Raw genomic sequence first — 24614 nt, forward strand, 5'->3', positions numbered from 1 at the left:
TTTCCGCTAAAAAAAGAGCTCTCTGTCCGAGAACTCTTTTTATCCATTTATTCTTTTAAGTTATTTACATTTTCCGGGTAAAAACGCATATGCTTTTTCTCATTCTGATAATAGTCTAAACGCTCCTGAAGTGTTCCTGTGTGGAGTTCAAACTTATGTCCGTCTAAATCAGTAAAATAAATGGATTGCTTATCCTCTTCCGCACGTTCCCGTCCTTCCAATATATGAACCCCTAATTGTTTTAAATGCTGCTCCCAGGCTTCTAATTCTGCCTCTTTAACAGAAAATGCCTGATGTGTGTAGGAAGCTTGAATCTCACTGCGGGGAATATCCTTTTCTTCATTCAAAGCAAGCCAGATTCCGTTTAAATCAAAATAAGCAGTAGATCTTCCTTTTACGAGTAATTTTGCATTAAATACATTTTTGTAAAACGCGATAGATTTTTCTAAATCAGATACAGAATATAAAAAATGATTTACTCCTTGAATTTGCATTGAATCCTCCTGTTAAGCCTCTATCTTCAATACTTCACTTGTCGGCTTCGGCTCATATCCATAAATTTTCTTCTGATTATAAGAATGAATTTCTTCATAGATTGTTACCATATAATCCAATAATTGCTCATCCGTTTTCTCCTGTGCATCCCAATACATAATATCCAATTCTGTTTCCGAATGAGATACTAATGCCTGAAACTGATAAGAAATTGCTTCTGATATCCTGAACCCTTCACGGAAATAAAAGCGCAGCCGTTTTTCTGTATCCTCATTGTTTTCATCTACCGGCTCTACCTCTAAAATAATTGTTTTCTGTTTATCTTTTAACTGCTGAATCAATTTTTTACCAATTCCTTTTCCACGGGCTTTTTCAGAAACCCACAAAAAATCAACAAAAACAAACTGTTCATATTCTGCATACATCATAATATGAAGGTCACTTTCATCCTTATAATAATTATTTGGTTTTTCCTTCAGTAAAGCTTCTATTTGTTCTTTTGCTTTCATTTCCTCTACCGGAAAATATTCATTTAACCGCTGGAACCAATCCACAATACTACCTCCTGTTACGTTACTTCCTTCATTTTATAACAGGATAGTAAGAAAATCACCTAAAGCCTGCTCAAACTTTTTTCCCGCACAAAAAAATCCCTCTTTACAAGTTAAGAGAATATTTATTATTTCCCCGTTCACTCTAAAGAGAGATACTATTTGTTTTAGCGAAACTTTACGCAGTGATTTTTTCCATCTCCACTTAGAATATTCTCTATTCGTAAAGCAGGGTCTTACAGTCAGCTGTACTATGATAAATAATTAAACCCTGACAAATCCGCCGAATAAGGAAACTAAAATAACACTTACAACACCTACTGCTACTGCCGCCATAAATCCGATATAAAATGGCTTAAGCCCCATTCCTTTAAACTTTTTAAAGTTCGTAGACAGACCTACACCTGCCATGGCAGCCCCCAGAAGATATGTTGTTCCAAATGAGCTTAGATTATTATAAATTGATTCCCATGTTCTCCCTGCAAATAAACCAAAGGCATCTCCAGTACTTTCCAAAGTTGCATCTCCAATCGTACGGATAATGGAAAGAATCAAGAAGCCAATTACAAATAATGGGATAAATGTATACCACTTCGGTAATGTATCCTTTTCCGGCTTACCCTCTCCAGCTTCCCTTCTGGAATAATTGAAAAATATATAAGATACAAGCGGAATGATTGCAATAATAAATAAATTCCTAGTTAATTTCGTCACTGTCGCTGTTTCAATGACAGCAGGATTTTGAAAGAGCTGATCATAAATTAATGCAGCTCCGGTTACCTGAGCAGTGTCATGTATTGCCGTTCCTAAAAATAAGCCTGCTTTAATTGGATCGTCCGCAAATAAAAAATGGCCGAGAAAAGGATAGAGCATCATACCGGTTAAACCAAAAATAGTAATATTAGCCACAGCATAAGAAATCTCATTTTCCTTAGCTTTAATAACCGGAGATGTTGCCATAATGGCGGTCACTCCACAAATGCCGGTACCGCTGGCAATCAATGTTCCAAGCCTCATGGATTGATTCATTTTTTTCGTCAAATAGAGTGTTAAAGCTAAACCGACAGATATACAGGCAACAATCAGTGGAATTCCAAATGCGCCAAGCTTTAACGCCTCCATCAGACTAAGACGCAGCCCCAGCAGAATAATTCCGGCACGCAATACGTACTTCATGGAAAAACTGATTCCTTTTGTAAATCTATCTGATAGATTTATCACATTCCGGATAACAATTCCAATTAAAATTGCCATAAATATACCGGAAACCGGCGTTGCGCTTCCTTCTGATAATAATCCCGTCCATATCATGATATATCCAATCAGTTCCGCACCATAGATACCCAAAAACATCACAACAATACAGAGCAGTAACCCAGGCAGTATGTCTATTAAAATGTTACTACTTCTTGATTTCCCCAAATTATCAACTCCCTTATGTACAACTGTTTGAGAATCATTTAACCTAACATACCGCTCTTAGTACTTTAAAAATACATGTAAATATATCTAAAATTTCCGCACCGGATAAACCGGTACGGAAATTCATTGTAGATAGCCGTCCGTAAAACTCCTATTGTACTTCCTCTTAAAGGAAGTTTCGCTTTATTATATCAGATTATTCTTTCCCCCACACTTCATAATCCAAATGCTTATATTTATCAAGATATCTGGTTGGCATTTGTAATGCATCTCTCCGGAAAGGAGGAGCTAATTGTGTTCCATCTACATAAATATTGACGACAGCAGGTTTTCTGGCATCTAAAGCTTCCTTAATAATTGGTCCAATATCTTCTGCTTTTTCAACAGTGTATCCTAAAGCTCCCATTGATTTAGCTACTTCTGCAAACTCTGGTGCTTCTATATCAGATCCAACATAACGATCATCATAATAATCCACCTGGTTCTTCTTCTCTGCTGCCCATGATTTATTATTGAATACACAGGCAACTACAGGAATATTTTGCTCTACTGCCGTACTTACTTCATGTAAGCTCATTCCCCATGCTCCATCACCAATGATTGCAACTACTGGTGCATCAAGCTCTGCCAGCTGTGCTCCCAGTGCTGCCGGGTATGCAAATCCCGTATTTCCAAATGTCAGAGCAGCGATATGGCGTCTTGTCTGATTAAATTTTAAATAAGCATTTGCTGTGGAGGAAACATTACCGATATCTGTGGAAATAATCGTATTCTCAGGTAATACTCCTGTCAGCTCCAGCAAGGCACGGCGCGGATTAATCGGATTCCCGTCCTCCATCGCCAAGTCAACCAGTTCCTGCTCCCACTCTTTTTTGGCTTTCGCAATTTCCTCTAATCTGCCTTGATTTTCTACAGCATCTGGTACCTCTTCTGTTAGTTTTTCATACAATGCTTTTGTTGCCGCATTTGCATCACCTATAATCCCCACTTCCACTGGATGTGTTCTGGCAATATTTCTTGGATTGATATCAATTTGAATAATTTTAGCATTTTTCGGGAAATAGTCAATATCATAACAAGGCAGTGTACCGAACACCGACAGCCTTGTTCCGATTGCTAATACCACATCTGCTTTCTTCAGGGTATGCATCGCTGCTTTTGAGCCCATATATCCAATCGGTCCTACTGCCAGTGAATGCTCTGCTGGAAAGGCATCATTATGCATATAGGATACAGCCGCCGGAATTGTTAAATGCTCCGCAATCTGTTTGACAGTATTTACCCCATCAGAATCAACTGCTCCGCGACCAGAAATGATTACTGGATACTTTGCATTCTTTAATAAATCTGCTGCTTTGTCTAATAAGACAGGATCTCCGCTGCCGCGTGAGTCTACTCGATATTGATAAGGCTGTAAAATCTGATCCTCCAGCTCTCCATAGAATAAATCACGAGGGATATCATAAAGCACTGGACCACGCTCTGCATAAGCTATCCGAAATGCTGTACGCAAGCAATCTGCAACTCTGCTTTTATGCGTCACTCTTACTGTTTCTTTTGTAATAGCCTGAAAAATAGAGACCTGATCTGCTTCCTGAAATCCGTCCCAGCCAATTGTAGGTGTACCCGCTGATGGTGATATGATTACCATTGGAGTATGTGCCTGGTTTGCAGCAGCAACAGACGTAACCATATTTGTAATCCCGGGGCCATTTTGACCGATAACAACCCCGGCAGTACCAGAAACACGTGTATAGGCATCCGCCATATGAGCTGCACTCTGCTCGTGTCTTACCGGTAGAAATCGGATTCCTGCTGTTGGAAATAAATCGAGCATATCCATAAATGCAGAACCAACGATACCATAGACCTCTTTTATTCCTTCTGCTACCAGGGTCTCAACAATTGCTTCACTTGGAGTCATCTTCATTTTCTGATTTATCACCTGTTTTACATCCAATGATTGCTTTGCCATTATAATTCCTCCTTGATAATATTTATATTTTATTTATGAATTGTCCGAATAATTAACCATTCACGTTATTACCATCGCCATAAAAACTTTTGGAGTCGTGTTTTTGTAAACACCCCCTTTAAGATATTATTTTGAAAAATGCTGTTACAAAGTGAGCTCCCTCCTTTTCCGTGTCATCTTATATAACTCTTCTATAAACAGTTCTGCCGTAGATTTCAAAACCTGATTTTTCCCATAAGCAGTATAAAAAAATCGATAGAAGGATACATCCTTTACTTTATATGCTGTTAATAAATTCAGCTTCTGCTCTTTTTTTATAGCACTTTTAGAAGTAATTGAGATACCCAGCTTCGCTTCCACCGCCGCTTTAATTGCCTCTGTACTGCCCAGCTCCATTACAATATTCAGGTCCTCCTCTCTCACACCAGATTGATTTAAATATTGGTTTACTACGGCTCTTGTTCCTGATCCTCTCTCTCTTACTATCAGCGGTAACGCTTTTAATTCATCCACTGATATGACAGGATTTTCTGATGAAAAAGATAACGGAGAAGCAATAAGAATCAATTCATCCTCTAAAAAGGATTCAACAACTATTTCCGAATCATCTATCGGCGTTTCAATCAAACCAACATCCACACGCTGATCTTTAATATCGGAAATGATATTATTGGAATTAGTGATATCTACCTTTATTTGAATAAGTGGATACATATCTTTAAATTGTTTTAGAAACTCGGGCATAATATACTCGCCGATAGTAAAACTGCAGCCGATACTTAATTCACCATAGACTGTATTCTCTATTTCCGTAATTTCTTTTCGGGCTGTATCATTTAGCCGGACTATTTCCTTTGCATAGTTCATCAGAATTATTCCTGATTGAGTTAAGCTCACCTTTTTGGTGGTCCGTTCAAATAATTTTGTGCTCAGCTCCTCCTCTAAAGCTTTAATCTGCGCTGTGATGGTAGGCTGGGTAACAAATAACAGCTTTGCGGCTTCAGAAAAGCTTTTCTTTTCAGCAACCACTATAAAGGTTTTTAATTTTTCATAGTTCATATTTTTCCATCCCATCAATCATTCATTTTAATTGTCAGGAACTTATCTTTTATAGAGATACTGACATCACGACCAGTTAAGAAATAAGCGTTTTACAATAAGATACTTTCTTCTCTGTTTCTCTCCAGAACTAATTGTATGATCAACCCTTGTATATTTATACTTGTTCAATTGCTTTTACTTTATTTAATTTATCTATCAAATCTAAAAATAGTTTTCTTATATCAGAATTGGAAGGAACAATACGATTCGTTAAAATCCCATTGCCGTCCAATGCATCCTTTGCCAGTAAATCAATATTATTTTCTAAATCCTGAAGATCAATAAATTTCAATGCATCCTTCCATATTTGAAAATCATCACAGTATTTTTCAATTATCTGTATTGATTGTTCAGCCAGTTCATGTATGTCTTTATTTGCATCCTCTCCTAAAGCAATTGCAATTTGCGCATATCTCTCGGGTGCTGCCTGCAAGCCAAAACGCATCACTAATGGTAATAGCACTGCCACACTTAATCCATGCGGGATATGGAATCTGGCTCCTAAAGCCCTTCCTGCTGCATGTGCTAAATTAGTAGAAGCATTTGAAAAGGCAATTCCCGCATACGTACTGGCCAGCAGCATCTCTTCTCTTGCCTTGATATTCGTTCCATCATGATATACAACTGGTAAAGATCTCCCTGCAATTTGAATTGCTGTTAAAGCATATTGATCAGTTGCTATGTTGGCTTTTGTTGATACAAAGGCTTCAATCGCATGAGTTATAGCATCAACCCCAGTATACGCTGTGAAATTTTTCGGCAGACTGCTCGTTAAAGCAGGATCAAGAATGGCTATATCAGGAATTAAATCTGGGTGTCCCGGGTTCATTTTAATGCCTTTTTCCGTATCTGTAATAACCATCACCTTTGTTGCTTCCGAACCTGTTCCTGCAGTAGTCGGAACAGCAATTAAAGGCAGTCTTTCCAAATTGTCCTGCTTCGTTATTGCATTCCATTCCATTTGAGGGCTTTTACAAAAGAGCGCTGTTGCTTTCGCAATATCAATAGCGCTTCCTCCTCCAATTGCCGCTACTCCATTAACCTTTTGTTCTTTCGCAATGGTTAAAGCTGCCCCTAAATGGTCTGTAGTTGGTTCTCCTTGATAGTCTGAAAAGAAGGAGACATTAATATTTTCCTGATTTAAAATCTGTGTGATTCTGTCATCATAATTTAATGGGTCAGTTGTTAAAAATTGATCTATTACAACTAACAGATGAGTTACCTTTAGTTTTTTAGCGCTCCCCCCCAAATTCCTCAAGCTGTTTTCACCTATTGCGGTTTGTTTCGGCTGATACGTAATATACATAATAGTTCCTCCCTTTGTAACTTTTATTATCTAGTTTCTAATTAATTCCGGCAGCCACATGCTAATTTGCGGAATGTATGAAAATAATAAAAGAAGAACAATCATCGTTAAGAGTAAGTATTTATTTCCTCTAATAATTTCTTCAATCTTTATTTTCGCAGTGCTTGCTGCTACAAATAAATTTACTCCTACTGGAGGTGTAATAAACCCAATCGCTAAGTTAAAAATCATAATAAGCCCAAAATGAACCGGGTCAAGTCCGATTGCCACTGCCATCGGTAATAATATTGGTGTCAGTATCACAATGGCAGCCAGTGCTTCCAAAACTAAACCTATAAGTAATAAAAACAGGTTCAAGAGCAAGAGAATAACGAATTTATTTTCACTTAATGACAAGACAAATTCTGCTACAAATTCCGCTACCTTTTCCAATGTGATTAGCCGGCCAAATATACTTGCCATAACCATTAACATTATAATTACAGAAGAGGTAACACCTGCTTTAACAAGACTTTGATAAACACCTTTTAAGCCAAGGTCCCTATATACAAACATACCGACAATAATCCCATAAGCTGCGGCTACTGCCGCTGCTTCAGTAGGAGTCATAAAGCCCCCATAGATTCCTCCTAAAATGATAACTGGAACTAATAAGGCAAGTTTTGCATCCCAGGCAGCTTTTGCAGAATTTCTGAGGTTAAAGGATGTCCGCTCGCCCCGCCAGCCATTTTTCTTAGAAATAATAAAAGCTACGATTAATAAAACGAGCCCGGTAGAAACCCCTGGAAGTATGCCGGCAAGAAATAATTGAGAAATAGACTCTTGTGATACTACCCCATAAATAACCAAGGGATTACTTGGTGGTATAATGACTCCTATCGTTCCGGCTGTCGCTACAACTCCAGTGGCGAAGCCTGGATTATAGCCTTGTTTAATCATCGCCGGAATAAGTAATGTTCCAATAGCAGCCACTGTAGCTGGTCCTGAACCGCTTATTGCGGCAAAAAACATGGAAGTAATGATTGCTACCAACGCCAATCCACCAGGCAAAAATCCTATCAATTCATCTGATAAATTTAATAATCGTTTGATAATTGCTCCTCCGCCCATGATAATCCCTGCTGCGATGAAAAATGGGACCGCCATGATTGGAAAGTTATCTATACTTGTAAATGCTGTCTGTGGAAAGAAATCAACTGGAATTGCATCAGTTGCCAGAACTGTTGCTAATGTACTCGCCCCTAGTGCAAATGCAATTTGCATTCCAATTAGAATAAATAGAGCAAAGTAACCAAATAAGACGAGCGCAATTGCTGCATCTCCGAGAAAAGCAATTGGAAGAATCATTACAATAGCAAAGGAGATTCCTAACAGCCCTTCTTTCATAGTTATTTCTTTGGTATCTTTTATAAACATCTGGATTAGACGAATCATCATTAACGCAAATCCAATCGGTACAGCGCTGTAAGGAACTGCCATTGGTATGGACAAAGCTGGAGTTGTCTGGTTTGTTTCAATTTGAAAGGATATAAGCTCAAAACCATTCACTACCATCATGTAGCTAAAGTAAAACATAAATAATGTGTTTGACAGCAGAAGGCCTTTTTGAATGCTTGCCGGCAATCTGTCCGTTAATATACTGACCTGAATAGATTCTCTTTTCCGTATTGCAAGACTGGCTCCTAAAAAAGAAACAAATATAAATAAATATCTCGAAAGCTCTTCCGTCCATGTAGTAATATTTCCAATGTCTAAGAATGGAAGTAAATAGCGGTTAATCACCTGAAGATTGATTAGAATAATGAAAATCAAAAAACCTGAGACAATGAGTATTTCTTCAAATCTGCGATCAAGAACAGAAAGACCCTTCATCCAAAAATTTGGCGGTTTGCCGGAATAATTATTTACTTTACTTTCTACAGCCGCTTCCACTTGTCTCACCTCCTATTCTTCAAAAATACTTTCTTTTGTCTTCCCTAAGGTATCTAAAATAGTGTCAACGTAATCAGGCTCTGCGTATCCTTCTCTGACATATTGATCCCAAACAATTTCTGTCGCCTGCTTCCACTCCAGATATTCTTCATCCGTAGGCTCGTATATTTCAATTCCATAATCAATAAATTGCTGCTTTGCCTCCTCATCTCTTTCTGTTGCAACGACTCTTTGCCACTCCATCGCCTCCTGCCCTGCCTCCATAATAATTTCCTGCTGGTACGGTTCAAGCTCTTCATAAAGATCCTTATTCATAACAAGAATATCTGAGCTGTAATTATAATTTACTTCTGCAGCATGTGACAGCACTTCCTGATGCTTTGAATCCCAAAGAAGCGAATACGTATTTCCTTCGCCATCGACCGTTCCTTGCTGAAGTGCTGTAAAGACTTCAGACCAGGCAACTGGAGTCGGGCTTGCACCCAAGGCTGTAAAATCAGCTTGCTCAATTCTTGAATTTGTTGTTCTAATTTTCATCCCATCAAGATCAGATGGTTTTTCAATTGCTTTCGTGTTATTGACAATTTGCCGAAAACCGTAGTCTGGGAAGAAAATAACTTTAAACCCTGATTTCTCCATCTCTGCCCGTACAATATCCCCAGGCTCTCCATCAATTGCTTTATATACTTCTTCTTTATTTTCAAAAATGTAAGGCAGATCCCAAGCCGTAAAATAATTTGTAAAGCTTGTCATATTCGGTGTAGAGGAGCTGGCGAAAGCGATACTTCCTCTTTGAGCACTTTCAATTACTTCCCTGTCATCCCCAATCAGCCCATCATGATACGTTTCAATAATTATTTCTCCATCTGATTTTTCCTCCACCAATTCCGCGAACTTATCAATCCCCTGTGAAACGGGATGATTCCAGGCTTTTGACTGAGCAGCTCTAAGTGTAATAACATCTAATTCTGTCGATCCGGAAAGTCTGGCTAACCTTTCATCACCTAAAAATACCATCATGAAAAATACGAAAACAACGAGGATCGGTAGAAACAGCCTTTTCATAACAGCCTCCATTTGACAGCGCTTACATTTAAACTAATAAAAATCAGCTGCACCATCAGTTATTTTTTATTTAAATTTCTTTTGGTTTTTATCCGAAATGTGTACATATCAGGGCGGTACTGTCCAATGTAATACTCAACGACATTACCTTTTTCATCGACTATTGTCCTTTCTACAAGCAATACATTTGATCCACTAGGTATTTCCAGATATGGTGCTAGATGATCTTCAATTATTTCTGATGTTATATACTGCTCTGCTTCATCCAGAACAATGCCTAACTCATTTTCTAATAAATCATATATTGTTTCCTTATCCAGGTTAAATTCAGATAAACGTTCTCCAATTGATAACGGGTAATAATGCCGCTCAATTGCAATAGGTTTTTCATCAGCGTAACGAAGTCTTTCTATCATAAATATTTCTTCTTTAAATACTTCAATTCCATGTTTATCTGCTGTTAACTTTTTAGATGTTAATAATTTACTTGTTGGCATCATTCCCATTCTTCTTACTGTTTCTGTAAAACTGTTTAAAGAAGATAACCACTCCTGAATCGGAGGCTTCTTATTTACATAAGTCCCTTTTCCGTGCACTTTAATTAACAAGCCGTCATTTACCAGCTTTGTGACAGCTTCTCTTACCGTAGTTCTGCTTACTGAATACATATCCATCAATTCTCGTTCACTTGGTATTTTTTCGATAAATTCCTGCGCTTTTATTTTTTCTTCTAAACTTTTACTAAGCTGAACGTGTAATGGAATATATAATGTATCATCAATCATCTTATTTCCACCTCATTGGTTGTGACGTCACTACCAGTTATCACTATTAGAAATTAAAACATGAATTTAATAATAAATCAATATTTTACGAAAAATTACATTATTATAAAATCTTATTAGATTTATTAATAATTTTTATTAATTCTTAGAAATGCATCTATAGTGGGGATTATATAGGGCTCTAAATATTTTTTTAGAAGAAAGAAGATTCTCGAATTACAAAAGGGCGGATGATTTTAATTAATCATCCGCCCTTTACTAATATTTTTAGAACTTCTAACTATCTAGCAGCAGCACTGCTTCTTTTTCAACAAATTCACCTGTCCGTTGAAAACCGCTATGTTCATACAATGTTATAGCAACATGGTTATCTTTTACAGCAGATGTGCGCAATTCTTCTTCCGGATAATCTTTTTGAAAGTTTTCTATAAATTTGCTTAAAGAAGCCTTACCATAGCCTTTTCCTTGAAAATCCTTGGCAATCATAAAACGTTCCATCCACCATGAATCTTTATCATATTCTTCATCTGCCGGATAATAAGAATACATTAAAAATCCAACCATATCCTCTCCATAATAAATAGCATATGGATGTTTCTCTTCCTCTTCATAAACTGCTTCCAGTACAGAATACCAATTAGGAGCTACAAAATCTTTTTGATTATCATTCACCTTTAATAACGAACATTTTTTATAATTTGAGCTATCAATTTTCTTAAATGTAATTGTCATCCTCACTCATCCCCTTCAGCTTTAGATGATAATTACATTTTATACTACTTGAACAAGAATGAATAGTAATTACGCGATTTTTTCCAGTCCTTTTATCCTAGACTCGTGAAATTACACATGTCTTATTGCCTTTTCTGCGATTTCTTTTTGAAGAATCTTTTGCACTTCCATAATAGACAAGCTCTGGCTCTGCTTCTCTCCATATTTCCGAACATTTATTGTTTGTTTTTCTTCTTCCTCATTGCCAATAACAAATATATAAGGTATTTTCTTCATTTGTGCTTCTCTTAATTTTAACCCGAGCTTCTCTTCCCGGCAGTCTGCTTCTATACGGATGCCCGCCGCTTTAAAAGTATCTTTCAATTGAGCAGCATAAGGCTGATGCACAGACGATACCGGCAAAATAACTGCTTGAACAGGAGCCAGCCACAAAGGAAAAGCACCTGCAAAATGTTCAATCAGAATTCCGAAAAAGCGGTCAATTGATCCATAAATAGCCCGGTGGATAACCACTGGACGCTGCTTTTCATTATCTGCATTGACATAAGTTAAATCAAACTTCTCCGGCATTTGAAAGTCCAACTGCAGTGTTGCACATTGATGGCTGCGCCCTAAAGCATCTTTAATATGAAAATCAATTTTCGGTCCATAAAATGCGCCGTCTCCTTCATTTACTTGATAAGGCAGGTCTATCCGCTCTAAAACATTTGCTAAAGCCTGCTCCGACATTTGCCAGGCCGCATCTTCACCCATTGAATTCTCTGGACGAGTAGATAATTCAACAGTGTAAGAAAAACCAAACACACCATATACCTCGTCAATTAAATGAATTGCTTTTTCCATTTCCGCTTCAATTTGATCTTCCCTTACAAAAATATGGGCATCATCCTGACAGAAAGTACGGACGCGAAGCAATCCGTTTAAAGCTCCACTGTATTCATGGCGATGTACTTGCCCAAATTCAGCCAGCCTGATTGGCAAATCACGGTAAGAGCGCAGCTTCTGTTTATACATCAACATGTGTCCCGGACAATTCATCGGCTTTAGTGCAAAGTTTGTATGGTCCACTTCGGAAAAATACATGTTTTCATGATAGTGATCCCAATGGCCGGATTCTTCCCATAGCTGCTGATTCATCAGAAGTGGGGTACGTACTTCCTGATAGCCCGCTTTTAACTGCGCTTCACGGGAAAACTGCTCAAGCTCCTGACGGATAATCTGACCATTTGGCAAATAAAATGGCATACCTGGTGCTTCTTCAGAAAACATAAACAGCTCCAGCTGCTTTCCTAATTTACGATGATCCCGTTTTTCAGCTTCTTCTAAGAAATGCAAATGTGCATCTAAGTCTTTTTTTCTTGCAAATGCAATTCCATAAATGCGCTGAAGCATCTCATTATTGCTGTCTCCACGCCAATATGCCCCTGCCAGTTTTGTAAGATGAAATGCCTTTACGTAACCTGTCGACGGTAAATGAGGACCTCTGCATGAATCAGAGAAATCCCTCTGTTCGTAGATAGTAATAGCTTCATTTGCAGGAATACTCTCTAACAGCTCTACCTTATAAGGCTGCTTCTTTTTTTTAAAATAAGCCTGAGCTTCCTCCAAAGAGAGCTCATATGAGCGGATTGGAATATTCTCCTGAATAATATTTTGCATCTCTTTTTCTATTTTCACCAAATCAGATTGATTAATGGATACTTGGCATTTCATATCATAATAGAAACCATGTTCAATAACTGGCCCAATACCAAACTGTACGTTGCCTTTTCCGTAAAGCCGTTCCACAGCCTGTGCCAAAATATGGGCAGCAGTATGCCGCATAACGTTCAGCCCTTCTTCTGAATCCAGTGTCAACAGCTCAATATGACTCTCTTCTGAAACAGCGCAACTTATATCTACCAGCTTACCGTTCACTTTTCCTGCAACAGCATTTTTCGCTAAACTCATTGATATCTGTTCTGCAATTTTTCTTAATGAAGTCCCTTTTTCGATGCATTTCTCTTTTCCATCTGGAAGTATAATCTTTACTTTATTATTCATTTTCTAAACACTCCTTCGACTTATAATTTTTATACAGTAAAAAAGCATACTCTTCCCTCCATACAAAGGGACGAATATGCTTTTCCGTGGTTCCACCCAGCTTCCCATCAAATTAATTTGACGGCTTCATTTTTGCAGTAACGTTGCATGCTTACGGCGCCAGTTGTTACCCTGACGCAGCTCCTGAGGTGGTAAATTATCCTTCCGGTTAGAGAGCTTTCACCTGCTGCTCCCTTCTCTTTGAACCTTCCAAATAATTCATATCCTCTTCATCGCTTTTTCTATTTTAATAACTTTTATGATACTAAAAAAACACACCCTCCCCTTCCTAAGAAGGGGCGAATGTGTTATCTCCGCGGTTCCACCCAAATTTCCGTCAACATTATTAACGGCTTCATTTTGCAGTAACGTTGCATGCTTACGGCGTTAGTTGTTACTCCAACGCAGCTCTGAGGTGGTAAATTACATTTCCTGGTTAGAAAGCTCTCACCTTTTACTTTCCTCTCTTTAAACCTTCCAAGTAATTCATGTCCTCTTCATTGCTTCTCAAAAATAAATTATAAATTATCATACTAGAATTTTTACATTTATGCAACATTCTTTCTTATTTTTAGTAAAATAATCTGCTTCGTTAATTTATTTAAACATTTTGATAATTTAATTCAAATTACTCTACAAGCTCCCATACTCCGGCACTTCCTGGTGTTTCTCCAGTGGTCCACCATTTTGCCTGATATACTTTTCCATTATACGTAACCTTGTCTCCTCCAAGATAGACATTGTTAGCATCCCATGCTGGATAGCCAGGAACTTCTGGATCAGGTTCTCCCGGCCCTGGGTTTGTTCCTTCACCGCCAAAGTTAACATCAATTACATTGTAGAAAGCATTGGCTGTATCATACACATCCCATACTCCTAAAATCACATGATAGCCTGTCCGTTCCGGGATTGTCACTTGATGTGTCACCTTCTCACCTGGCCTTGCGCCTCCGTCATAAACTTCATAGAATGGAATGAGTTCAAATTGATCCCTTGTCAGCGGCTGATTCGGATTCCAATCCGGCTTGGTAATATAATAATGCCATTTTGTTGTTGCGTGCTTCGCTGTTAAATGCCAAGTAAATGTGTTTACACCAGAATTCAAATTAACCTTTGCCCAGCGGTCAGCAGTTTGTGCATCCAATTCAGGAAATGTCCCTCCAGCAGAAGCGATTTCTCCATCCGGGATGCTTGCTCCAGGAAATCCTTTCGGTGCTTCCAGACTTTGAGGCTCCCACTGAACGCCTCCACAATTTGTGTTCACCTGTTCTTTACATAATAATCCTCTTGATTTCGGCTGCTCAATATATCCATGTGCAGCAGCAGCCCCCAGTCCAACAAACATGAAAAAGACGAGTGAAACAATTGATGTTCCGAGATACTTCAACGACTTGTCCTGAAATAACCTTTGCATAAATAAAACTCCTCCTTTATTTGTTTAGACGGTTATAGATCAAGAGCCAAAAATATCTAAGCTGCAAAGGTAAAATTGTCAATTTTGTATTTAATTTACAACCATCTTAACTTTATATTAGCACTAAAATTGAAAGCGTCAACAAAGATTATAATGTTTAACAATATTGTAATATTTTTAATATTTATGTAATATTTCCGTTTTTAATAGCGACTGCTCCTTCTCATAATCCACCGCATTCTCCCATACCTTATAAAAAGGAGGCTTGGTCCATGAGTGAAAACTTGGCAAGAATAAATAATAAGTGGGTACGGCTGACTGTTTTAGTTATTGTATTTATTAATACTGCTGCAATGCTATTAGGTTATCGAATCATTCCTCTTTCAAATGAAGATCTTGTTTCAGTGCTATCCCTTATCGCTTTATTCGTATCAGAAATCTGGAATCACTGGAAAAATAACAGCTATACTTCACAGGCAAAAGAAGGAGATAAACTGATGAAGAAGCTTAAACGCTAAAATAAAAAAGCTGACGGACAATTACTTGCTTCATCCTTTACCAAGATGAGCATGCTCTGTCCGTCAGCTTTTAAAACTTATTGTATCTCTCCATAAATCATTTTCAGATGTTTAGGAAGCACCTCTACTATAGCAGGTGTTTTATCTAAAAATTCTCCATCACAATCGATATTCTGTTCCGGAGAAGCAGAGACTTCTAATTTACTTGTCCGGAAATAAATAATGTCATCATCTTTTTCATTTTCCGGATAATCATCCTGAATTTTCGCCTCCAGCCATTTCTTCAGATACTTCAGCTTTGCTTCCTTGACAATTAATACATCGAATTTTCCATCCTGTACATCCGCGTGAGGAAAAAAGGATTGGATTCCGCCAAGATAGGAGCCATTTCCGACAACAAGCAGTTCTGCTTTCTCATCATAGTGAAGCTCCTCACTGCGTATTTTTAAAGAAAATGCTTTATCTTGAAAAACAAGCTTTGATGTATTCAGATAATAAGAAATTCGTCCGAGCAGCTGCTTATTGGCATCATCCATTTCCTCAGCAACCTTTGAAATAATACCAATTCCCCAGAAATTTAAAAAGTAATGCTTATGATAGCTGCCTATATCGACGTGCATACACTTCTGCATAATAATTTGCTCCAGTGCCTCCAGCGGTTTTTGGCTAATACCGAGCGTCCGTGAAAAATCGTTGCAGGTACCACCTGGTAAGATGGCAAACACGGGTCTATTTTCTAAAGGAACCAGGGCATTCATTATTTCAAAAACAGTGCCATCTCCACCTCCAGCTATCAATAAATCGATTTCTTCTGCATGCTGTTCTACAAATCGCTTTCCATCACCTTCCTGCCCAGTCTGATAAATAGTAACTTTCGCAAATGCTTTCGTCAGTCTGGATTCAATTTTATCTAGTTCCTTTTCTAATTTACACTTTCCCGCTTGAGGATTTATAATTAAAGCGACCTTTTTCACCTTTTCCGCTCCTTTAAAAATAACAATTTTTATTGCATCGAAATATTTCGGAACTTGAATTGCATTTACTCGACCTGCTGAAAAATATTGCATGAATTGTATTCCTAAAAAGAATCTTTCTTTTACATTATACAATAATCTTAAAACGAAAGACTGCAATGTAATAGGAATACTTAAATTTGCTTCCCAGCACGAAAATCATGTTTTTTACTGGATTTAAAAAAGCTGGCAGGATAATCTCTCTCATTAAGATTATCCTGCCAGCTTCTAACCTATTCACTATACTCTTTCGTTATTGCATCTGTTCCACTGCACCAGTTTCTTTATTCACGATAAACCAGCCGTAAGTAGAAGTGTGGGAAGAGTCTCCCTCTCCAACAACAGAGTATACCTGAACTACATAATTTCCATTTTCATCCTGATGATCGGTCACAACATTCAATTCATCATCGACAATGCTTAAATACTCTTTAACAATGCTTTCAGCCTCTGACTCACTAATTGACCCTGCTGTTTCTTCCGTATTTCCGCCGTCATCCTCTGCCGGGTCCGAATTCTGATCATCCTCTGAGGTATCGGTGTCGTTTGAGGTTCCGCTGCCATCAGAATCGCCCTGATTGGAATTGTTTTCCTCACTATCAGAACCTGCTTGATTTTCTTCCTCTTCCTCCATCGTGTTACCAGCACTATCATTAGATTCATTTTCTTCAGTAACGCCTGTTCCTTCGTTTGCTGCTTCATTGTCTTCTTGTTCAGATTGACTATCATCCATATCAGATTCCGAGCCATCATTTGAAATATCACTTTCCTCGGATGGAATTTCTTCTGTCTCTACATCTGAAACGATCCATTTCTCTTCATCCCAGGAGATAGAATAAGTAACAATCACTTGATTTTCTTCCTGTTCCTGCTCTATCTCATATAAATCATCTTCTACTTTTTCAAATTCATACGCTTCTTCTTCATCAAACCAGACAGGAGCTTCTGATGTATCTATGTAGATGAGACCTTCTTCATCTTCCTCAAAGTAAGTATCAATTAAGTCATCAGCCAGTTCTTCCGACATAGCGTTTAAGAATTTTTCATGAAGTTCATCTATAGAATCAAAATCAGCTAATTCTCCATCTTCTTCTGCATTTTCAACCACATTTTGATAGATCTCTTCATAAGTTTGTAATACTTCTTTCGCTTCTTCTTCCTCTAATTCAGGAATTTCTTCTGTCTGTTCCTCTGGTTCTGGAGCCGGTTCTTGCTCTTCTTCTTTGTCTTTACTGCAAGCTCCTAGCAACAATACCATAGCTATGGCAAGAACCATAAAAAGTCTGCTTTTCACCATATTTTCCCCCATTTCGAGTTTCTTCTTCTCTATCATACACTTTTTCCTGGAAATTAGAAATATCTTTCAAAGAGGGAAGCTTCATCCATGCAGCTATTTTCTTTTTTCAATCGTTAACCAGGGTCTGCCGCCATCCCAATGCACTTGAACAGGGATTTTAAATGTTTCGCTTAATAAAGCATCCGTCAGGACATCGCGCTTTTCCCCCGTAGCAACCAATTCACCATCACGCACCAAGGCAACATGAGTAATTGCTTCTGTAATCTCTTCAATATGGTGTGTAACATAAAGCAAATGTGTATTCTCTTTTAAATCATCCATTAATTCCAGTACTTCTTCACGCGATAAAATATCCAATCCGGAGCATGGCTCATCCAAAATCAGAATCTCAGGTCTGCTCATTAGTGCACGGCCAATCAGAACCCGCCTTCTTTCTCCCTGGGAAAGCACACTGTATTTTTTTCCTTTTAAATACTCTAATCGAAGATCGAAAAGTATTCGATCAACCAGACGCCAATCTGCTTCTGATACTTCTTCATAAATACCAAAGGAAGCAAATTTCCCGCTGACAATCACATTTTCAACTGATTCAAGCTGGATTGTATCTTGAAAACGGTCCAGTGCACTGCTTACATAACCAATTGATTTCCGTAATTCAGATAAATCTGTTCTGCCGAAAAGTTGATCCAATACCGTCATTTTTCCGGATGTTGGATAGTTATAGCCAGTTATAATATTTAAAAGAGAAGTTTTTCCTGAACCATTTAAACCTAAAATAGCCCATTGCTCCCCTTCTTTAATTTGCCAATTAATATCCTTTAAAATTTCCTGATTATTTCTGCGCCATGTTATCTGATTAAAATAAACAATATTCTCCATTTTTTATCCCCTCTATCTGATTGAAAAGTCTGTTAATTATTACGCTAGAATACTATATTCCACTCTTCTTTTCTAGTAAAATGCACTTCTTAATGATTCCAGCGCCAGCCTCTTAAATAGCCCACTGTTAAAATAACAACTGGAATAATGCTTACGGCAAGCAATGCTCCGGATAAAGTTAATGTCATATAACTCGCCTGGGCAACAATCACTCCTGATAATCCTCCGCCAATTGCGCCGGCTAGAGATATCCAGACATCCACCGATCCTTGTGATTTCGCACGGGTATTTGCAGGAGTTGCATCTACCAGCATAGCGGTTCCGCTAATCAAACCAAAATTCCACCCAAGCCCCAGCAATACTAAAGCAATTACATGAGCCATCGTGGATTCTGCCGGTCCAAAAGCTGCTGATATTCCCGCCAGCATGAGTGTAATACCAGATGCAAATGCCATATTTACCCTTCCAACCTTATCCACCAGATAACCTGTAATTAGAGAAGGAAGATACATTGCCCCGACATGGAGACCAATGACAAATCCAACATCACTTAGTCCGTGACCATGATGCCCCATATGTATAGGTGTCATCGTCATAATAGCGACCATCGTAAACTGACTGATAATCATAATAAAAGCACCGGCAAAAATTCCTCTTTTATCTTTTTCCAGAGTTTCTTCTTCAGCAGCTGCAGACTGCGTATTGGTTATGGCCTCTGCCAGCCTGATTTCTTTAGCTACAATAAATGGATCCGGTCTTAATAAAATAAAGAAGATAAGTCCGGCAAAAAAATATGCAGCTGCAGCCAATATAAAAGGTCCGGCAAGAGCTGGTATTCCAATGGATTCTGCAACATTCCCCATCACACTGACTAAATTAGGACCAGCTACAGCTCCCAAAGTACTCGATACCATGGCCATGCTTACCGCTTTTGCACGCTGGTTTGAATTCGCTAAATCCGTTCCTGCATATCGAGCCTGCAGATTAGTCGCTGAACCTGCTCCATAGACCAGTAAAGCAAAGAATAGCAAAATAATATTTTCTGAAACTGCCGCTATAATTATTCCCACAGCTCCAAGCGCTCCACCTAAGAATCCGGCAGTAAGTCCAAACCGCCTGCCATAACGTTGAGATGCCCGCCCGACAAATAAGGCGGCTCCTGCAGCCCCTAGTGTAAACAACATGGATGGTAAGCCTGTCACACTATCTGATCCTAATAAATCCTGTGCTAACAAAGCTCCAACTGTAACTCCAACAGCAAGGCCCGCTCCTCCGAAAATTTGTGCAAGAATAACAACCATCAAAGTTCTTTTATACAACTGCTGCTGTTTTTCAGGTGATTCTATGTATTCGTTTATTTGTTCTTTCTTTTCTTTCAAGATCTAATCTTCCTTCCTCCATCAATTATCTGAATTTATTAGAATATGAAAATCATAGCACTAAGCATCTGCCAGTTCAATATAATTTGTTCATTCCAAAAATTTTAGTTAATAATCAGATAGACGAGGCTCTCTCCGAAATAATGATAATCAGCTGATTAGAATACCGATGGCAGACTGAAAGATACTTCTAATTGGTATTTTCCTACTTAAAAGACCCCTGATCTTAAACGAACTTACTTCAGACAAGAGTCTTTTTAGTACCTCAAGTTTCCTTTCTACTTTGCCTCACGAATTCGCCTGCTCCAAAGGCCAATTGCAGTACCTGTCAGCCAAATATATACAGAAGCATAGAGTATACGCTGAAGTAAACCACCGGGAACCCCAGTAAATACTGGCTGTAAGAACAGACTTAAAAGAGCTGCTGTGGTAACTATTGTACAAATAATTGTCCACCAAAATATACGGGGCATTTTTTTATGAGTAGCAATACTGATTAAAATCATTGCAGGAATCTGTACAACCATACCCGGAAGTGCAGTTAACGTGTGCCAGTAAAAATCAATGTCAGCAGGGACAATTCCAGAGATTCCATAGCTTACTCCAAAAATACCAATGAAAATACTTGCTGTTTTTATAGAACGAACCTTCGGCCATAGTGGGTAAAGTAAAACTGCACCAATCAAAATAAACAAGCCTGTTAAGAAAAAAGTCCAGTTCATCAGCCAGTGATGAGGTGAACAAATCATATAGCTTGCGAGTACATAGGTATCTGTCCCACAAGCAGTTACACCTAAGTCACTCATTGGCTGATTCAAGAAACTATAAGGTTCTGTAGTCGCACGAATAACAATCGCTTCTATCATAAAGTAGGCGCTTAATGCAACCCAGCTAATCAGACCAATTAGAATAGATAGCCTGCTGTTGGATTTACGGAATAATAATATTGCCAATACAACTGTGAGTGTAACAATTATCATCGCTGCAGCATGAAACCCATAGCTCACTTTATTACACCTCCTCTTTATTATCATCTATCTAATGTTCATACAATCCCCTGACAAATATACTAATAAATATCCTTCTCTTCTATTTACGTTACTTCACCCTGCAAAGATTCATTCTATTTTATTGGAAATGTTCTTTACTTTTTTATGCAAAGTCTTTACAAGCTAAAAAGCCATCCTTTTTATAAGAATGACCTTTGAGTTTAAAAGATATTAAATTCAATCTGACTTATAAATACTGCCCCGTAAATGAATCTTTATTTTTCCTAATCATTTCCGGCGTTCCTTCAGCTAACACCTGTCCTCCTTTTGCCCCGCCTTCAGGACCTAAATCAACAACCCAGTCCGCTGCTTCGATAACCTGGCTGTTATGCTCCACCATAATTACCGTATTCCCTGCATCTACTAACCTGTTTAACAGCTTCAAGAGTTGAATTGTATCATTCGGGTGTAATCCGGTGGTTGGTTCATCCAATAAATAAAGAGAAGTCTTTTTCCCCTGCTTCATTAACTCTTTCGCAAGCTTCAGCCTTTGCCCTTCTCCACCTGACAGAGTAGTTAAGGATTGTCCCATTTTTAGATAACCTAAACCTATTTCTGTTAAGAGCTTTAAAATGGCTTGTATCTTCTTTTCTCCTTCAAAAACAGAGAGGCACTCATGCACTGAACATTCCAAAATATCATTAATGGAATGACCTTGATATTTCACCGCTAACACCTCTTGCTTAAACCTTCTCCCCTGACATTCCGGACATACTACCTCTAAATCGGGAAAAAAGAGCATATTTGTGGTCACATAGCCAAGCCCCTGGCAGTTTTCACAGCGCCCCCCTGCTGTATTAAAAGAGAAATGCTTGGCAGTTAGCTTCTTTTCCTTTGCTTTAGGCAATTTAGCATACAGTGAACGAACTGGTGTAAATAAATCAATATAAGTCGCTGTATTTGATCGTTTCATTCTGCTGAGCGGTGATTGGCCGACAATAATCATCTGACCAAAGGTATCCATGCCTGTTACCTTTTCAAAGCCTTCAGGGATCGTATCATTTGCTTTTGCTAGTACTTCAAATAACAGTGATGACTTACCTGAGCCCGAAACACCTGTTACTGCTGTTAAACAGGCTTTGGGAAAGGTTACTGTCACATCCTGGAGATTATTTGCAGTAGCATGATATATCGTTATACCTTCCTTTTTCCCAGTTCGATAATTAGTCTTCATTGGCTTTTCTGTACGTAAATACTGTCCTGTAATTGATTTTTCTTCATCAATTAATTCTTTTAAGATTCCTTGCCCAACCACAGTTCCTCCAAGCTTTCCTGCTCCAGGGCCAATATCAATAATATAATCGGCTTCTTTCATCACATCCACATCATGCTCAATTAATAAAACCGTATTTCCTAAATCACGCAGATGCTTTAATACACTGATCAAACCTGCTGTATCCTTAGGGTGCAATCCTACTGTCGGCTCGTCCATAATATACAGCACGCCTGTAAGTGCAGAATCTAGAAGGGCTGACAGCCTTATTCGCTGTGCCTCTCCACCAGATAAAGTAATTACTTGCCTGTCCAGCGTCAGATACCCTAATCCTATTTTAATAATACGGGAGAGCTTTGTTTTTATATCTTGAATAAATGTTTCGACAAGCTGATAACTTGTTTGCTCCAATGACTCCTCCAGTTTAGCTGCCCAGGCAGACATTTCTTCTAAGGAATCCACAACTAATTGCGGTATCGTCCAGCCATCAACAGTAACCGCTCTGCTTACCGCATTTAAACGATCACCATGACAATCCGGGCAGGTTTGCGAATAAAAATAAGCTTCTGCTTCTGCCGAAGAACCGTCATGCTCTGAATAGCGGCGCCACATGGAGGTTAGTACACCAGGAAATTTTCCTTTCTCCACTGTTTTTGGAGGCTTCACATCTGGAAAAAGCTGCTTCACCTCAGCACTTTCTACACCATAGTAAAGGATTGCCTTTTGCCCCTCATTAAAATCCTTTATAGGCATGTTTTCTGCATCTGGCAGTTTGTAATAACGAAAAGCTGCTTTTAAAACAGCAATCTGGTATTCCCCGTAACGTCCTGCAAATATATCTACCGCACCATCCTCTAAGGAAATCTCTTCATGAAAAACAGACGGCAGATGAATATCCACTGTTTTCCCTAATCCTTTACAGGTTGGACAGGCACCTTCTGTTGTATTATAAGAAAAATGGGTACGAGTCAGCTTTTCCATTTTTTCTTTACAATTCGGGCAAAAGATATATTCTGTAAAGCTATCTTCTTCTTTTTGCACTGCTCCTTCATATGTCATTGGATTGATTCTTTGCTGACACTTTGGACAACTTCTTTCTCCAAGCTTTTCGAATACCATCCGTAAGCTCGTGTACATATCCGTCATCGTTCCCACTGTCGAGCGTGGATTCCGATTAGTAATATGCTGATTGATACTGATTGCAGGCGACAGACCACTGATAGAATCAACTTTAGGCTTATTAATTCCCTGCATCCCCATTGATTCTAAATATTGGCGCTGACATTCATTGAATAAAGTATCCAATGCCAGTGTAGATTTACCGGAACCCGAAGGGCCAGTAACAACAATCAGTTTATTTTTAGGGATAGTCACAGAAAGATTCTTTAAATTATTTTCACGGGCTCCTTTTACTGTCATCATATTATGCATATCGTTTTTCCTCCCCCATAACTTCTGTTTCCTTCGTACTTCCTGCTTGCAAGTGCAATGTTCTTTTCATGGTGGCGTGATAAAATAGTGTTTTAATAACCAATTGCATCTTGATATCCCTCCTTTAAAGCATCTATTACAATCATATAACATTTGTGCAAGTGCAAAGTTTTGCATATAATAATAAGCTATAATAGCTTTCAAAAGAAAAAACCCGTCATGGAGCTATAAGGTTTTAATTGAATCTTCGGAGGTGAATATGGAACTGAGACCAATTGATATAGCAAAAAAACTGGATGTTGGGACGAGTGCGTTAAGACATTATGAAGAATGGGGCATAGTACCAAAAGCTATCCGTAAAGCAAATGGTTATCGTGTATATACCGAGATCCATGAGGCTTATTTTCTGTGCATCCGGGCAATGTACCCGGGATTTGGTATGGGAACTGTACGCAAAGTCATGCCCTTGTTACAGGAAAATAAATTTATTGAAGCACTATGGACAGTGAACGAAGTGCAGGCTGAGTTATTTGAGAGAAAGCAGCAGGCACTGGACGCTGCCACCATCTTAAGCCCTGATAACATGCAGGATTTCATGACAAAACAGCAAAAGAAGTATTATACAATTGGAGAGGTAGAAGATGAATTGCATGTCGCTGCAACAACCCTCAGACATTGGGAAAAAGAAGGATTAATCACGCCTGAAAGAAACCCCGAAAATGGCTACCGGCTATATACAAGGGAAGACATGAGAAGAGTATTAATTATTAAAACCGTACAATCGTCAGTTTATTTATTGGCCACTGTACGCGATATACTGGATAAAATACAGCATCACAGTTTAACAGACGCCAGAAAGATTGTTATCGATGCGTTGGATTATATGGATTATCAAATTGAACAGCAATTAAGAGGGGCTTATTATCTTTATAAATTGATTGATTTGTTGAAGGAACAGGATAAATAATATAAAAA

Annotated in this window: 20 protein-coding genes and 1 other annotated feature; of the genes, 2 read left to right on the top strand and 18 right to left on the bottom strand. The window is 38.4% G+C overall.

All coding sequences use genetic code 11. The annotated features are described in order from the left end of the window. Positions 1-47: 47 nt before the first annotated feature. The 12 genes from fosB to OSO01_RS06935 form a co-directional block, all read right to left on the bottom strand. A complete protein-coding gene (gene fosB, locus OSO01_RS06880; RefSeq protein ID WP_147209701.1) occupies positions 48-494 on the bottom strand; it encodes a metallothiol transferase FosB in 447 nt (148 codons plus the stop codon). 12 nt (positions 495-506) lie between these two features. Continuing rightward, positions 507-1049, bottom strand: a complete 543-nt coding sequence (locus OSO01_RS06885) for a GNAT family N-acetyltransferase (RefSeq protein ID WP_147209702.1) — start codon at positions 1047-1049, stop codon at positions 507-509. 261 nt (positions 1050-1310) lie between these two features. After that, positions 1311-2468 carry a YeiH family protein gene (locus tag OSO01_RS06890; protein WP_246145075.1) on the bottom strand — a complete coding sequence of 386 codons (1158 nt, stop codon included), beginning with the start codon at positions 2466-2468 and terminating at the stop codon, positions 1311-1313. A gap of 196 nt (positions 2469-2664) precedes the next feature. Next, positions 2665-4443, bottom strand: coding sequence for a sulfoacetaldehyde acetyltransferase (xsc, locus tag OSO01_RS06895; RefSeq protein ID WP_147209703.1), 1779 nt, complete (start codon positions 4441-4443; stop codon positions 2665-2667). A 144-nt stretch (positions 4444-4587) separates the two neighbouring features. Next, a complete protein-coding gene (locus tag OSO01_RS06900; RefSeq protein WP_147209704.1) occupies positions 4588-5502 on the bottom strand; it encodes a selenium metabolism-associated LysR family transcriptional regulator in 915 nt (304 codons plus the stop codon). 157 nt (positions 5503-5659) lie between these two features. Continuing rightward, positions 5660-6850, bottom strand: coding sequence for an iron-containing alcohol dehydrogenase (locus tag OSO01_RS06905; RefSeq protein ID WP_147209705.1), 1191 nt, complete (start codon positions 6848-6850; stop codon positions 5660-5662). A 30-nt stretch (positions 6851-6880) separates the two neighbouring features. Beyond that, positions 6881-8782, bottom strand: a complete 1902-nt coding sequence (locus OSO01_RS06910) for a TRAP transporter large permease (protein WP_307725837.1) — start codon at positions 8780-8782, stop codon at positions 6881-6883. A gap of 12 nt (positions 8783-8794) precedes the next feature. Further along, on the bottom strand, positions 8795-9847 hold the full coding sequence (locus OSO01_RS06915) for a TRAP transporter substrate-binding protein (RefSeq protein WP_198048702.1): 1053 nt from the start codon (positions 9845-9847) through the stop codon (positions 8795-8797). 59 nt (positions 9848-9906) lie between these two features. Then, complete coding sequence (locus OSO01_RS06920) at positions 9907-10632, bottom strand: GntR family transcriptional regulator (RefSeq protein WP_147209707.1); 726 nt, start codon at positions 10630-10632, stop codon at positions 9907-9909. A 276-nt stretch (positions 10633-10908) separates the two neighbouring features. Then, positions 10909-11364, bottom strand: a complete 456-nt coding sequence (locus OSO01_RS06925) for a GNAT family N-acetyltransferase (protein ID WP_147209708.1) — start codon at positions 11362-11364, stop codon at positions 10909-10911. A 111-nt stretch (positions 11365-11475) separates the two neighbouring features. Next, positions 11476-13407, bottom strand: coding sequence for a threonine--tRNA ligase (gene thrS / locus OSO01_RS06930; protein ID WP_147209709.1), 1932 nt, complete (start codon positions 13405-13407; stop codon positions 11476-11478). Between the two features lie 331 nt (positions 13408-13738). Beyond that, positions 13739-13956 (bottom strand) — a binding site (T-box leader). Between the two features lie 118 nt (positions 13957-14074). Beyond that, positions 14075-14860 carry a lytic polysaccharide monooxygenase gene (locus OSO01_RS06935; RefSeq protein ID WP_147209710.1) on the bottom strand — a complete coding sequence of 262 codons (786 nt, stop codon included), beginning with the start codon at positions 14858-14860 and terminating at the stop codon, positions 14075-14077. A gap of 272 nt (positions 14861-15132) precedes the next feature. On the opposite strand from OSO01_RS06935, the gene OSO01_RS06940 reads away from it, so the two are divergent. Next, entirely contained in the window at positions 15133-15378 is a 246-nt protein-coding gene (locus OSO01_RS06940) for a phage holin (RefSeq protein WP_147209711.1), read from the top strand. Positions 15379-15455: 77 nt separating this feature from the next. On the opposite strand, the gene OSO01_RS06945 is transcribed toward OSO01_RS06940, so the two are convergent. From OSO01_RS06945 to uvrA, 6 genes are all read right to left on the bottom strand, one after another. After that, positions 15456-16445 carry a diacylglycerol/lipid kinase family protein gene (locus tag OSO01_RS06945; protein ID WP_246145077.1) on the bottom strand — a complete coding sequence of 330 codons (990 nt, stop codon included), beginning with the start codon at positions 16443-16445 and terminating at the stop codon, positions 15456-15458. Positions 16446-16644: 199 nt separating this feature from the next. Next, on the bottom strand, positions 16645-17724 hold the full coding sequence (locus OSO01_RS06950; protein ID WP_147209712.1) for a hypothetical protein: 1080 nt from the start codon (positions 17722-17724) through the stop codon (positions 16645-16647). Between the two features lie 57 nt (positions 17725-17781). Continuing rightward, a complete protein-coding gene (locus tag OSO01_RS06955; RefSeq protein WP_147209713.1) occupies positions 17782-18567 on the bottom strand; it encodes an ABC transporter ATP-binding protein in 786 nt (261 codons plus the stop codon). A gap of 89 nt (positions 18568-18656) precedes the next feature. After that, positions 18657-19946: an MFS transporter gene (locus tag OSO01_RS06960; protein WP_246145078.1), complete on the bottom strand. Its 1290-nt coding sequence runs from the start codon at positions 19944-19946 to the stop codon at positions 18657-18659. 278 nt (positions 19947-20224) lie between these two features. Continuing rightward, entirely contained in the window at positions 20225-20953 is a 729-nt protein-coding gene (locus OSO01_RS06965) for a DUF998 domain-containing protein (protein ID WP_246145079.1), read from the bottom strand. 229 nt (positions 20954-21182) lie between these two features. Then, positions 21183-23639: an excinuclease ABC subunit UvrA gene (gene uvrA, locus OSO01_RS06970; RefSeq protein ID WP_147209714.1), complete on the bottom strand. Its 2457-nt coding sequence runs from the start codon at positions 23637-23639 to the stop codon at positions 21183-21185. Between the two features lie 259 nt (positions 23640-23898). Here uvrA and OSO01_RS06975 point away from each other — a divergent pair, with 259 nt between their 5' ends. Further along, positions 23899-24606, top strand: a complete 708-nt coding sequence (locus OSO01_RS06975; RefSeq protein WP_147209715.1) for a MerR family transcriptional regulator — start codon at positions 23899-23901, stop codon at positions 24604-24606. The last annotated feature ends 8 nt before the right edge of the window (positions 24607-24614 follow it).

This window comes from Oceanobacillus sojae (assembly GCF_007991515.1).
Taxonomy (GTDB): Bacteria; Bacillota; Bacilli; order Bacillales; family Amphibacillaceae; genus Oceanobacillus; species Oceanobacillus sojae.

Coding starts and splice junctions, on each gene's coding strand:
- fosB (WP_147209701.1), bottom strand. CDS start 494: ATGCAAATTCAAGGAGTAAATCATTTTTTATATTCTGTATCTGATTTA.
- xsc (WP_147209703.1), bottom strand. CDS start 4,443: ATGGCAAAGCAATCATTGGATGTAAAACAGGTGATAAATCAGAAAATG.
- OSO01_RS06900 (WP_147209704.1), bottom strand. CDS start 5,502: ATGAACTATGAAAAATTAAAAACCTTTATAGTGGTTGCTGAAAAGAAA.
- OSO01_RS06905 (WP_147209705.1), bottom strand. CDS start 6,850: ATGTATATTACGTATCAGCCGAAACAAACCGCAATAGGTGAAAACAGC.
- OSO01_RS06915 (WP_198048702.1), bottom strand. CDS start 9,847: ATGAAAAGGCTGTTTCTACCGATCCTCGTTGTTTTCGTATTTTTCATG.
- OSO01_RS06920 (WP_147209707.1), bottom strand. CDS start 10,632: ATGATTGATGATACATTATATATTCCATTACACGTTCAGCTTAGTAAA.
- OSO01_RS06925 (WP_147209708.1), bottom strand. CDS start 11,364: ATGACAATTACATTTAAGAAAATTGATAGCTCAAATTATAAAAAATGT.
- thrS (WP_147209709.1), bottom strand. CDS start 13,407: ATGAATAATAAAGTAAAGATTATACTTCCAGATGGAAAAGAGAAATGC.
- OSO01_RS06935 (WP_147209710.1), bottom strand. CDS start 14,860: ATGCAAAGGTTATTTCAGGACAAGTCGTTGAAGTATCTCGGAACATCA.
- OSO01_RS06940 (WP_147209711.1), top strand. CDS start 15,133: ATGAGTGAAAACTTGGCAAGAATAAATAATAAGTGGGTACGGCTGACT.
- OSO01_RS06945 (WP_246145077.1), bottom strand. CDS start 16,445: ATGCAATATTTTTCAGCAGGTCGAGTAAATGCAATTCAAGTTCCGAAA.
- OSO01_RS06950 (WP_147209712.1), bottom strand. CDS start 17,724: ATGATAGAGAAGAAGAAACTCGAAATGGGGGAAAATATGGTGAAAAGC.
- OSO01_RS06955 (WP_147209713.1), bottom strand. CDS start 18,567: ATGGAGAATATTGTTTATTTTAATCAGATAACATGGCGCAGAAATAAT.
- uvrA (WP_147209714.1), bottom strand. CDS start 23,639: ATGCATAATATGATGACAGTAAAAGGAGCCCGTGAAAATAATTTAAAG.
- OSO01_RS06975 (WP_147209715.1), top strand. CDS start 23,899: ATGGAACTGAGACCAATTGATATAGCAAAAAAACTGGATGTTGGGACG.